We start from the raw sequence: 12777 nt of genomic DNA, 5'->3' as shown, positions 1-12777 counted from the left end.
TTATTTTGTCCTACTCCTCAGGCTTTAGCAAAAAGAGCCAGGCTGGCTGACCGCTTCTCAGCTTTATTGATTGGGTGAAGCCAAGTGGTTACCCTTAGCCCTACCCCCCATTCCCATGACTACACCGGCCTGCTCCTACCCTACTCAGCTTATTGGCCATCAGCATTATATTATTAAGCTGTTAATGGCTTGCCTGTTGGCTTTGCTGCTATTGCCGCGGCTGGCCCCGGCCCAGGCACGGCGGAAGGGGCCGGGGCCAGCCGCCACTAAGGCAGCCGCCAAGCAGCCAGTTGATTACGTCAACGTATTCACGGGCACTTCCAACTCGCGCTGGGCGCTGTTTCCGGGGCCGACGGTGCCGTTTGGTATGGTCAAGCTGAGTCCTGATAACCAGGGGCAGGTGTGGACGGCCGGCTACGAGTACACCGTGAGCAGCATTTCGGGCTTCAGCCACCTGCACGCCTTCGGCCTGAGCGGCCTGAGCGTGATGCCCGCCACCGGCCATTTGGAGAATCTCAACCAAACCAAAACCTACCCCGGCGAGCCCGACGGCCCCTTCGGCACGATGTGGACCGCCGGCTACCGCTCGCGCTTCGACAAGCGCACCGAGCACGCCGCGCCCGGCTACTACGGTGTAGAATTGCTTGACGCCCGCACCAAAGCCGAGCTCACGGCCACCACCCGCACCGGCTGGCTGCGCTTCACCTTCCCCGAAACCGGCAACCGCCAAGGCGACGAAAACACCAGCGGCCCGGCCCGCATTCTGTTCGATTTTGACTTCCCGACCGAGGAGCAGGTGGCCATCCAGAAGGTGCAGGTGCGCCAGGTAAGCCCCACAGAATTAGAAGGTTCTATTCAGCAGAAGAGCGGCTACCCCGACCAGTACACGGTGTACTTCGTAACGCAATTCAGCAAAGCCGCCGACAGCCTCAGCAGCTGGCAGACGCCGCCCTACACGGGCACGGCTACCACCTACGGCACCGCGTTTCGCAACCCGGCCACCATCCACAACAATATCAAGGCATTTGAGGGCAAAGACGACTGCGGCGTGTGGCTCTCCTTCCATACCAAAGCGGGCGAGCAGGTGGTGATGAAGTCGGGTATTTCCTTCGTGAGCGTGGCCCAGGCGCGGCTTAATCTGGAGACCGAAACCAAGTCCTACGGCTTCAATTTCGATGCCGTGGCCGCCGCCGGCCGCCGCGAGTGGAACGAGCTGCTGGGCCGCGTGGAGGTGACGGGCGGGAGCGAGGCGCACAAGGAAACCTTCTACACCAACCTCTACCGCGCCTACACCGGCCGCGCCATTATGAGCGACGTGAACGGGCAGTACACCGATGCCTGCGAGAAAACCCAGCAGCTGACGGCCCCCGCCGATGCCGCCTACAGCAGCGACTCGTTCTGGGGCACGCAGTGGAACCTGACGCCGCTGATGACCCTGCTCACGCCCGCCAAGGCCAATTCCTGGGTCAATTCTTTCCTGGCGCTCTACGACTCGGGCGGCTGGATTCCCGATGCGCCGGTGGGCCTGGAGTATTCGGCCGTGATGGGCGCGCAGCACCACAAAGCCCTGATAGTAAGTGCCTACCAGAAAGGCATCCGCGATTTTGACGTGAATAAAGCCTGGGCCGCTACCAGGCACGACCTCACCACGCCCGGCCAGGCCGGCCCGTGCGGGGGCTACGTGGGCAACCGCCAGCTCGGCCCGTACTTGCAATATGGCTACGTGCCCGACGAGGACGGGGCTTCGTCCAACACCCTCGAATATGCCTACGACGACTACGTGGCCGGGCAGTTTGCCGAGGCCCTGGGCAAAACTGACGACCAGGCATATTTTGCCAAGCGGGCGCTGTCCTACAAAAACCAGTTCGACCCGCAGACTGGCTACATGCGCCGCCGCCACCGCGATGGCAGTTGGGTTTCCCCAGTCAACATCCACAAATTTGGCACGGTAGGCGACTGGAACTCGGCGGGCTGGATGGAGGGCACGGCCTGGATTTACTCCTTCTTCGTGCCCCAGAACGTGCCCGAGCTGGTGCGCATGGTGGGCCCGGAGCGCTTCAACCAGCGGCTGGAAGAAGGCTTCGCCAAAGGCTACGTGGACCTCAGCAACCAGCCCAATCTGCAGGCCCCGTTCCTATTCAACTACTCGGGCAAGCCCTGGCTCACGCAGAAATACACCCGCTACGTACTCAACAAGTTCTACAACAACTCGCCCCTGAGCGGCTGGGTGGGCGAGGAAGACGAGGGCCAGCTCTCCTCCTTCTACGTGCTGCTGGCAATGGGCCTCTTCGAGATGGACGGCGGCACCGCCGTGCGCCCCACCTACGACCTCAGCAGCCCATTATTTGACCGCGTGGTGCTGCATCTGGATAAGAAATATTACGGCGGCCACACCTTCACCATTGAGGCCAAAGACAACTCCGAAACCAACGTCTACATCCAGTCGGCCACGCTCAACGGCCAGCCGCTGAACCGACCGCTACTCGCGCACGCCGATTTGGTGAAGGGCGGGACGCTGGTGCTGCAAATGGGGCCGCAGCCGAACATGGGTTGGGGGGTAGGGCGGTAGTACCGCCCTCCGCGGAGCCCCGCTAATACACCTTCACCTCCCACACGCCCGCCCGCGGCCCGCCCGTGCGCTGCGTCAGCTGCACGCGCACGTATCGGGCTTTGGTGGGGGGTAGGGCCACGGTGAGCGGCGAGGCCACGGCTGGCGTGCTCGTCTGGCGGCCGGCCGAAGTCCAGGTGCGGTTATCATTGGAGGTAAGCACCTCAAACTGATAGGTATAAATGGGGTATTCGGGGTAGATGGCGACTTCCTTCACCGACTTGGCGGTGCCCAGGTCCACGGTGAGCCGGGCGGTGGGGCCGGGCTTGCCAATCCAGGGCGTGCCGTTGTTTTCGTCGGTGGCGTAGCTGGCCTTGGTTTTGGGGTCGAGGTCGCCGGAGCTGGTAGTGGGGGCGCGGTAGGCCAGGTTTCTGCGCGGCGGTACCGGCCCCAGTGGCCCTACGCCTACGTGCGTAGTTACCACGCGCTGAATGGAGCCATCGGGATTATAGAGGAGCTTATCGACGGCCACCTGGCGCAGCTTGGCCGATATTTTGTACTCGTTCACCGTGTTGAAGCGGTGGTAGATGATGTACGTATCGACACCCCTGCGCAGCAGCGTGTGGTGGCCGGTCGAGAAGATGGTGGCATCGCTGGTATTGGTGCCCAGGATGGGGCGCATCATGCCCTCGGTCCAGGGGCCGAAGGGGGTAGGGCCTGTAGAATAACGCACCTGATACGTCTTGTCCCAGGTGTGGCCCCAGGAGTAGGAAAAGTAGTATTGCCCATCGCGCTTGTGCAGGTAGGGCGCTTCAAAATAGTGCGGCGGCGTCACGTCGCGCGGCTCTCCGTCGAAGGTTATCATGTCGGGCTTGAGCTTCACGGCCAGGCAGCGGCCTTCGATATCGAAATCGGAGTGCGACGAGCCCCAGTACAAATACGCTTGGCCATCGTCGTCAATAAAGCACTCGGCATCAATAGTTTCGACGAAGAAGAATGCCTTGTGCCGAACGAGCGGCTGGCCATCGGCGCGGGCGTTGCGCCAAGGGCCGAGCAGCGCGTCGGCTACGCCCACCCAGATTTCCTCGCCCACCGACACGTACATGTAGAACTTGCCGTTGGGCGCTTTTACCACGCTGGGTGCCCACACGCCGGCCGTTTGGGAGGTCGAGCTGCCGCACTGCGCCTTGGTGGGCCAGTTGAGGTACTGGCACTGCCAGTTCACAAAGTCGGTGGAGGTCCAGGCCGCCATCCGGTTGATGCCGTTCCAGTAGGTCAGGTCGCTGGTGGCGTAGATATAATAGGTGCCTTTATCCTCAACAATGGTGGGGTCGGCGTAGTAGCCAGGCAGCAGCGGGTTGCCGTTGCCAGCGGCGTTGAAGGGCTTATCGGGGTGGTGCCAGAGCCGCAGTACCGACGAGTCGGCCGGCGCCTGGGCGCGGGCGAAGGAGGAGCCGGCCAGCAGCGCGGCCAGTAAGAGAAGGGCGGTTTTCATTGGGCAGGCAAGGTAGGCAGCCCGAAACTCACGAAAATGCGCTCTTCGCCGCCCTTCCAAAGTATGGCAGGCATTCGGCGGGCTGCCGTTTGCCGCCGCCCTACCCCACCCCATGCACGCTACCGGGCCGGCCGTTTGCGCCAGCCTCGCGTACTTGCCGCCGATTCTTGCTCACTCACGCCTTCCCCTATGGAAACCCGCCTGGCTTTTCTGCGCACCGTGCGGCCCTTCGACCTCCTACCCCCCGAAGTGCTGGAGGAGGTAGCCGCGCTACTGCAAGAGGTGACGCACCCGCGCGAGGCCGTCATCTACCGCCAGGGTGAAACCAAGCTGCGGGGCGTGGATTTAATAATTGAGGGCGGCTACGACACGTTTTTTTTTGATGGCCAGCAGGCGCGGCGGCTACCCGAAACCTACGGCCCCGGCGAGTGCTACGGCGGCGTGTCGGTGCTACTCAATAAAAAGCGCTCGCTGCGCACGGTGCAGGCGCGAGCCGGCACGCGGGTGTACTTTTTGCACCGGCACGCTTTTCGGGAGCTGTGCCTGGGCTACGAAGCATTTTTTCACTACTTTACCAATCGCTACGGCCGGCTGATGCTCGATGCCGAGTACGCCGAGCTGGTGCACCCCGGCCCGCAGGCCCCCCAGAATTTCATTGCCGCCGACGAGCTGTTCTCGCGCCGCATGGGCGGCGTGGAGCTGCGCCCCGTGCTGGCCTGCCCCGGCCCTACCCCCACCCACGAGGTGGCCCGGCGCATGGCCAAGGCGCGCAGCAGCTGCTACTTCGTGCTCGATGAAAAGGAGGAAAAAATAGCCGGCTACGTCACCGACATCACCCTGCGCGACAAGGTGGTGGCGGGCCTCGGCGATGCGCGCCTCCCCATCAGCACCTACCTCGATGCCCCTACCCGCTCGGTGAGCAGCGAAGCCTTTGTGTATGAGGCACTTTTGCTAATGTTTCGGACCAAGACGCGCTACCTGCTGGTGGAGGGCGCGCCGGGCGAGTACCTGGGCTTCATCTCGCGCAATAAGCTGCTGGCCGAGCAGGCGCAGTCGCCGTTTTTGTTTATTCAGGGCGTGAAGCAGGCCGTGTCCTTGCGCGAGCTGCGGCGCAACTGGCAGAAGGTGCCCGACATCGTGTTTCAGCTGCTGGAGCGCGGCGTGAAATCCGAAATCGTGAACCAGGTTATCACGACCGTGGCCGATACCATCGCCCTCAAAGTCATCGAGGACGTGATAAAGGAGCTGGGGCCACCGCCGGCGCGGTTCGTGTTCATCGTGCTCGGCTCGGAGGGTAGGCAGGAGCAAACCCTGCTCACAGACCAGGACAACGCCATTATTTACGAGGACAAGGCCAATGAGCAGCGCGAGCTGGTACGCGACTATTTCCTGCGCTTCGCCACCGAGGTATCGGACCGCCTCAACGAAATCGGCTTCAGCTTCTGCGACGGCGGCTTCATGGCCAAAAACCCGAAGTGGACCCACTCGCTTTCGCACTGGAAGCGCAACTATACGGAGTGGCTGCACGAGTCGAACCCCGAAAACGTGATGCGCTTCGCCGCCTTTTTCGACATCCGCTTCCTCTACGGCGAGGCCGATATCTTGGAAGAACTGCACGATTTTCTGGACACGGAGCTGCAAAAGCCGCTCGACCGTTTCCTGCACTACATGGCCACCAACGCCGTGCAGTACGAGCCGCCGCTCACGTTTTTCAACAACATCCGCACCTTCGCCGTGGGCGAGCAGCAGGTGGTGAATCTGAAGAAAATCATGTCGCCCATCGTGGACGCAGTGCGGGTTTTTGCCCTCAAAAACCGCGTCTTCGCCACCAACACCGGCCAGCGCCTGGCGGCCCTGCGCCAGCTCGGGGTTTTTACCGAAAAGGAGTACCAGGAGCTGCTGCAATCGTACTACTACCTCATGGGTATGCGCCTCAAAAAGCAGGCTACCCAGATGATGCACGACAAGCTACCCCCCGACAACTACCTGGACCCCAAAAAACTAACTAAAGTAGAGCGCGTCACGCTAAAGGAAATTTTCAAGGTCATCGCCGATTTTCAGTTGAAAATCAAGGTGAATTTTGCCAAGATGCTGAGCTGATTTTCCTACCGGGTAATTCATTGCGCCAGGTTAGCGCCACATGGGCAAGCTGCGCCTGGCAATTACTTAGCTACGGCAGCCACGCCAGCAGATAAGCGGCCAAGCGTCAGGAGATGTTCTTGTTCAATAAGTAGACGCGTTAGCTTCAAGCAGTTGCTTGCAACACAATGTTTTCCCGGCAGGCCGCATACAGCAAGCAAGCCCGCACCTGCGCCGCCCCAACGGCCGGGAAGTCCTCCTCGATATCGGCCGCGCTCATGCCGTTGGCCAGCATCTCCAGCACCTCGGCCACCGTCGTGCGCGTGCCCTTCACCACCGGCTTGCCAAAGCGCACCTGCGGATTCAACTCAATGTAAGCGGTGATAGCGGCGGTGTCCATAGCTGTGAAGATACTGGTAACTTGTTTGCGGTCTGGTTGCCCCCGCGCCCCCGGCCCCGCCGTGCCGGGGGCGGCTTAGGGCTACTTAGGGTTTTACGCAGCTTGCGTGCTTCCCACCCCAGCGCCCCGGCCGCCACTACAAGCGGCGGGGGTAGCGGGGGTTTCTCGGCCTCACGGCAGAATGCGTTACTCGTCCCTCATTCCCGACAATTTTTCCAGCATCCGCGCCACGGTTTCACCCAGCGGGTCAATCAGCTTTTGAAGCACTATCCATACAAACTCGAAGTCTGTATCGAAGTAATGGTGCGTCAGTTTGTCGCGCATCCGGGCAATGTTGCGCCACTGTATTTCCGGGTAAGCATCCCGCCAGTCGGTTGGCAGGTTTTTAGTGGCTTCACCAATGATTTCGATGCTTTTCACGATGGCTCGGCTCATGACTTCATCGGTTACCAACGCAACCAAGTCGGGCAGTTTTGCTCGACACCTTTGCAAAAACTGCACCTCGTCCTAGATATGCATCAGCCGCTCAAGCGGCAACGGGGAGGACATATTCGGTCGTCTTTAAAATATGCGGCCCGATGTATTTCGACAACCCCGGCCGGGTCAGCAACTCCACTTCGCGCCCGAGTAACTCTTCCAAAAAGTCAATCACCGCGAAGAAGCCTTCAAACGTCTTGCGTCCTTCCTGAAAATCCACGAGCAAGTCTACGTCACTCTCCGGCCCGGCCTCATCGCGCGCGAACGAGCCGAACAAGCCCAGCCGCGCCACGCCCAGCGCCCGCAATTGCGCCCCCTGCTGCTGCAGGCGCTCGATTACTTCGGCTTTAGTTTGAACAGATTGCATAAGAACAGACTACGCGACTAATGATGCACAAGATACGGCAGCTACCCGCCCCCCGCGCCCCGGCCGCCACCCCAAGCGGCGGCAATAGCAACAGTGTTATAGCCCTTACAAGTAATCGCAAATCACTTGGACCAACCATTTACTCCACCTCCAATTAATGCGTAATAATCAGAATTATACGGAAGAGAAACAGATTTAAATCTGCCAGTTTTGTGGCCACAAAACTGGCAGACTGCACATTTCACACATTTCCTGGCATCTAACTGACTAGTATCAAAATCGATAACATAACCAGCATTAAGTTTCAAAACTTCACTGTACACCTTTCGAATTGCGGTTTGCTCACCAGCAGACTTATCAATCCTAAATACAGTACATTTTTTTACTATTCTCTTATACTTTACGGATTCGTAATGCCAATAAACTAGATAACCATAATCAGTTTTAAACTCATCTAGACCCATTATATATGAGTTTAATTGCGCTTTATGTGTTATTTGAGGTGAAATTATTTCTTTGTTTAAAGGTCTGAACTTCTCCTCAACTATAAAATTTTGGCCATCCGCATTTGTGAATACGTAATCTGGCTGACCAACAAATTTTCCTTTACTACTCATGAAATACTTTTTACTATTATTGCCATGACCAACATACAAAATACTTGAATTGCGTAAGTCATTGAAGAAGAATTCATTCTGCTTAGTACGAATTTCTTCTTTTAAAGTGTTATCAGAAAATTGAACTTGAACTTCATTTTTATCTCCGATAGCATACGAAACAAGCCTATTTTGTTCGTGTAATTCGGTCCCAATTACCGCTTCTTTACTTTTTTCGTGTTCAGAAAAACTCTTGGATATACTTAAGCTTGCAGGGCAAAATACATAATTTGAAATATCAGTGGCTGTAACATAATTCTGCTTACTGAATTCTAATAAAAAATCACTAATAGTTTTGTGATAAATCCCCTCCTGTATATTATCTGGACGCGGCTTTCTGTTTGATTTAAAATTACCTTCTGAAATAATATCATATAGAACGTCTCTAGCCCACGATAAAATTTTATTCTTTTCTTTGTCGTCTTCCGATTCATTTGAAAATGGATGTATATAAGGCATAGAGGAATCTTTATTTACCTTACATAACTCATCCATAAAGCTTGATAAAATGTCACCCTCAACAAACCCCAGTCTTTTTAAATGATATTCCAATGCACCTTGCGCACTACCATCCAAATAAGAAAGGCAACTTTCAATAAAGCTTTGGCGCTTGTACATATATATTAATATAATTAAAATAATATTAATTACATGCAAAGCATAAGCGCAAAAGCCCCCGCCAGCACCAGCCAACGGGGCTTCATCACAAATATACTCGCAACCTAAACCGCCGGCATCTCCACGTTCTCGAACTTCACCGCGCCGTCTTCCAACACCGCCTCCACCACGGTATCCTTGGAAACGCGGCCGGAGAGAATCTCTTTACTCAGTTCGTTCAGAATCACGCGCTGCAACACGCGCTTGAGCGGGCGGGCACCAAATTGCGGGTCGAAGCCCTGCTCGCCGAGGTAGTCGAGCACCTCATCGGTGGCTTCGAGGCTGATGCCGGCCTCTTGCAGGCGCTGCTGGATTTGCCGGAACTGGATATCGACAATCTTGCGGATTTCCTTACGCTTGAGGGGCTGGAACATCACAATTTCGTCGATGCGGTTCAGGAACTCGGGGCGCATGTGCTGGCGCAGGCGCTCCACTACTTCGTCGCGGGTGCGGTCCACCACTTCCTCGTGGTTGTACTCGTTCAGGTCTTTGAAATTGCGCTGAATGATGTCGGCCCCCGTGTTCGAGGTCATGATGATGATGGTGTTCTTGAAGTTCGCTACCCGGCCTTTGTTGTCGGTGAGGCGGCCATCGTCAAGCACTTGCAGCAGGATGTTGAACACGTCGGGGTGCGCCTTTTCGATTTCATCGAGCAGCACCACCGAGTAGGGCTTGCGGCGCACGGCCTCCGTGAGCTGCCCGCCCTCGTCGTAGCCCACGTAGCCGGGAGGTGCCCCGATGAGGCGCGACACGGAATGGCGCTCCTGAAACTCGCTCATGTCGATGCGTACCATCGCGTTCTCGTCGTTGAACAGGTATTCAGCCAGCGCCTTGGCCAGCTCGGTTTTGCCTACCCCGGTGGTACCCAGGAAGATAAACGAGCCAATGGGCCGCTTGGGGTCTTGCAGGCCGGCGCGCGAGCGGCGCACGGCATCCGAGATGGCGGCGATGGCTTCGCTCTGGCCGGCCACGCGCTTGCCCAGCTCGTTTTCGAGGTTGAGGAGCTTGTCGCGGTCGGCTTGCAGCATTTTGCTCACCGGGATGCCCGTCCACTTGGCCACTACCTCGGCAATGTCCTCACTGGTCACGACTTCCTGGAGCATGCCGCCGCCGTCTTTGTTGGCGTTGGCTTCGTCCTGCAAGGTTTTTAGGCGCTGCTCGGCTTCGGCAATCTTGCTGTAGCGCAGCTCGGCTACGCGGCCATAGTCGCCCTGGCGCTCGGCCTGCTCGGCTTCGGTTTTGAAGCGCTCGATGTTTTCCTTCTCGGTCTGGATGCCGGTGAGGACGGATTTTTCGCCTTCCCACTTGGCCTTCAGCTCGTCGCGCTGGCTGCCCAGCTCGGCCAGCTCCTTGCTCAGCACGGCCTCACGGTCGTGGTTGTCTTCGCGCCGAATGGCCTCGCGCTCAATCTCCAGCTGCATCATGCGGCGCTGGATTTCGTCGAGCTCCACGGGCATGGAATTCAGCTCGATGCGCAGCTTGGCGGCGGCCTCGTCCATGAGGTCGATGGCCTTGTCGGGCAAAAAGCGGTCGGTGATGTAGCGGCTGCTCAGCTCCACGGCCGCAATCACGGCGTCGTCGGTGATGCGCACGCCGTGGTGCAACTCGTACTTTTCCTTGATACCGCGCAGGATGCTGATGGCGTCGGGCACGCTCGGCTCATCCACGATAACGGCCTGAAAGCGACGCTCCAGGGCCTTGTCTTTCTCGATGTATTTCTGGTATTCCTTGAGCGTAGTCGCGCCGATGGCGTGCAGCTCGCCGCGGGCCAGGGCGGGCTTGAGTAGGTTGGCCGCGTCCATCGCGCCCTCGCCGCCGCCGCCGGCCCCAATCAGGGTGTGGATTTCGTCGATAAAGAGCAGAATCTGCCCCTCCGAGTCGGTCACTTCCTTGATAACGGCCTTGAGGCGCTCCTCAAATTCGCCCTTGTACTTGGCCCCTGCGACTAGCAGGCCCAGGTCGAGGCTCATCAACACCTTGTCTTTCAGGTTTTCGGGCACGTCGCCGGCCACGATGCGCTGGGCCAGGCCCTCGGCAATGGCGGTTTTGCCTACCCCCGGCTCGCCGAGCAGCACGGGGTTGTTTTTGGTGCGGCGGCTCAGAATCTGGAGCACCCGCCGAATCTCCTCGTCGCGCCCGATTACGGGGTCCATCTTGCCCTGGCGCACGCGCTCGTTGAGGTTGATGGCGTAGCGGTTGAGGCTCTGGTACTGCTCCTCCGCCGTTTGGCTGGTCACCTTGCGCCCACCGCGCAGCTCCTGGATGGCGGCTTTCAAGTCCTTCTCCGTAAAGCCGTTGTCTTTCAGCAGGCCCGCCACGCTGTCCTTGCCGCCCAGGATACCCAGCAGCAGGTGCTCGACGGACACAAACTCGTCGCCCAGCTCGCGCATCTGGGTGTTGGCGCGCTGCACGGCGTTGGCCGCGTCGTTGGCGAGGTAGGGCGAGCCGCCGCTCACCTTGGGGTAGGCCGTCACGAGGGCATCGAGCCGCTGGCCGAGGTTGGCCAGGTTCGCGCCCACCTTCTTGCCCAGGAAGCTCAGGGTATTCTCGTCGTTCTGGAGCAGGGCCTTCAGCAAGTGGCCGGTTTCGATGGCCTGCTGCTGGTTGGCCCCGGCGAGTTCGGTGGCCTTCTGCACGGCCTCCTGCGCCTTGATAGTGAAGTTCTTAAAGTCCATTTCAGTGCTAGTGTCTTAGGTAATGCTTCGGGTTAGGAAGCTGTACGTAAGGCATAGCAAACGGGGTGCTAGGGTGCGAAAGCGGACTTTTTGGCGGGAAACCCTTATTTCTCTAGAAATTCCTTGTCAAAAAGTCTTGACAACTAAACTCCAAGTTGTGGCAATACTTTATTAGCTTCAATCCGCTTATCGTATATTTTCAATCTTATGAATGCTCTCATCATAGGATTTACAAATTGATATCTTATATTACTTCCTTGCCCAATTTTTTCTAGGATACGCCCCTTTTCCTCTTTGCATAGTCCTTCCAAGTAATAACGCAAATCAGTTGTGGTCATAGTAGATTTGCCTTTTTTCTTTTTACCTTTAAAATGGGATAAAGCTCCGCTATTAGTAAAGCAATTGTATTCATCTAATTCTGCGAGAGCACATGCCGCTAATACTTCTTCAAAATGAGAAGGACCTTTTGAACTAATAATGGATTTTTGATATGAATTCCGTAGAGACTGAGAAGTTGTTTGGATACATTTCTTAACCGCATAGGTAAAATGTTCTATCGAAACAGTATTAGACTCACTGTTAATTGCATATAATGCAGCACTTTTGCAGATAGCATGTGTATAATTTGGAAATCCAGAAGAATACTCTATTATTTTTTCTTTAACATTTTGAATTATCTCTAACTCAAGCCTTTTTAAACCATTATCTATAATTTGCGCAAGTTCTTCATCTGACATACGAGGCATTTGTATCTGCACCAAACACCTCTCAAGTGATGGATGCTCGCCAAGCAAATTATTGACATCTCCAGCAATACCTACTATTAATATAGTTATATTAGGAACATTATCAGACAATGCCTTTATAGTATCGGCCATCCGCGTTTTAGTCTCATCTTTTGTAATGCTATCGAACTCATCAAAAATAATTAATAATCTATTTGATAAGTTCTCAAACACATGCTGAATATCAGCAGAATCAATTTCATCCTTCTCTGGTAGAAATAAATCCAGCTGCACAGCTTCTTGTCTAATTTCAGCATTAAAGCCTATCCCTTTCTTATCAGAGTAGAATCGAATCTTTTTTAATGCTTCGCTCCATAGACCTTTAAAATCCTCAGTACGATTGCACGTTACTTTAGAAGATATTACGTCTGGAAATACTGTCATAGCCATATTGGCTAAGGATGTTTTTCCTACTCCTCTATCACCGTAAAGCACAGCATGCGCGCCTCGCTGCTTTAAGGCACTATACAAGTCATTTAATTGACCAAGCCTTCCGTAGAACAAATCCCGTTTTTCAATAGGAGCTGTAGGACTAAAAACCTCGTCCAGTTTAGCAAGCTTGTCTTCGTTAGACATCATTTTAACTTTATTAACTTTAGCCATAATTTATGAACAGAATAGGTTTATTGAACTACAGA

Annotated in this window: 9 protein-coding genes; 2 read left to right on the top strand and 7 right to left on the bottom strand. The window is 55.9% G+C overall.

Translation table 11 applies throughout. From position 1 onward, the window contains the following. Positions 1-115: 115 nt before the first annotated feature. Positions 116-2569 carry a GH92 family glycosyl hydrolase gene (locus LC531_RS02950; protein ID WP_223648832.1) on the top strand — a complete coding sequence of 818 codons (2454 nt, stop codon included), beginning with the start codon at positions 116-118 and terminating at the stop codon, positions 2567-2569. A gap of 22 nt (positions 2570-2591) precedes the next feature. On the opposite strand, the gene LC531_RS02945 is transcribed toward LC531_RS02950, so the two are convergent. Continuing rightward, positions 2592-4043: a family 43 glycosylhydrolase gene (locus LC531_RS02945; protein WP_223648831.1), complete on the bottom strand. Its 1452-nt coding sequence runs from the start codon at positions 4041-4043 to the stop codon at positions 2592-2594. 189 nt (positions 4044-4232) lie between these two features. On the opposite strand from LC531_RS02945, the gene LC531_RS02940 reads away from it, so the two are divergent. Then, a complete protein-coding gene (locus LC531_RS02940) occupies positions 4233-6143 on the top strand; it encodes a DUF294 nucleotidyltransferase-like domain-containing protein (RefSeq protein WP_223648830.1) in 1911 nt (636 codons plus the stop codon). 145 nt (positions 6144-6288) lie between these two features. Here the strand turns inward: LC531_RS02940 and LC531_RS02935 are convergent, their stop codons facing one another. The 6 genes from LC531_RS02935 to LC531_RS02910 form a co-directional block, all read right to left on the bottom strand. Then, complete coding sequence (locus tag LC531_RS02935) at positions 6289-6522, bottom strand: DUF433 domain-containing protein (RefSeq protein ID WP_223648829.1); 234 nt, start codon at positions 6520-6522, stop codon at positions 6289-6291. Between the two features lie 186 nt (positions 6523-6708). After that, entirely contained in the window at positions 6709-7023 is a 315-nt protein-coding gene (locus LC531_RS02930; protein ID WP_223648828.1) for a HepT-like ribonuclease domain-containing protein, read from the bottom strand. A gap of 25 nt (positions 7024-7048) precedes the next feature. Next, on the bottom strand, positions 7049-7366 hold the full coding sequence (locus LC531_RS02925; protein WP_223648827.1) for a nucleotidyltransferase family protein: 318 nt from the start codon (positions 7364-7366) through the stop codon (positions 7049-7051). A 122-nt stretch (positions 7367-7488) separates the two neighbouring features. Next, positions 7489-8715, bottom strand: a complete 1227-nt coding sequence (locus tag LC531_RS02920) for a PD-(D/E)XK nuclease family protein (RefSeq protein WP_223648826.1) — start codon at positions 8713-8715, stop codon at positions 7489-7491. Positions 8716-8744: 29 nt separating this feature from the next. Continuing rightward, positions 8745-11354 carry an ATP-dependent chaperone ClpB gene (gene clpB, locus LC531_RS02915; RefSeq protein WP_223648825.1) on the bottom strand — a complete coding sequence of 870 codons (2610 nt, stop codon included), beginning with the start codon at positions 11352-11354 and terminating at the stop codon, positions 8745-8747. A gap of 143 nt (positions 11355-11497) precedes the next feature. After that, complete coding sequence (locus LC531_RS02910; protein WP_223648824.1) at positions 11498-12742, bottom strand: ATP-binding protein; 1245 nt, start codon at positions 12740-12742, stop codon at positions 11498-11500. Between the last annotated feature and the right edge of the window lie 35 nt (positions 12743-12777).

This window comes from Hymenobacter psoromatis (assembly GCF_020012125.1).
Classification (GTDB): Bacteria; Bacteroidota; Bacteroidia; order Cytophagales; family Hymenobacteraceae; genus Hymenobacter; species Hymenobacter psoromatis.
This window is presented reverse-complemented; position numbering and strand designations above follow the sequence as displayed.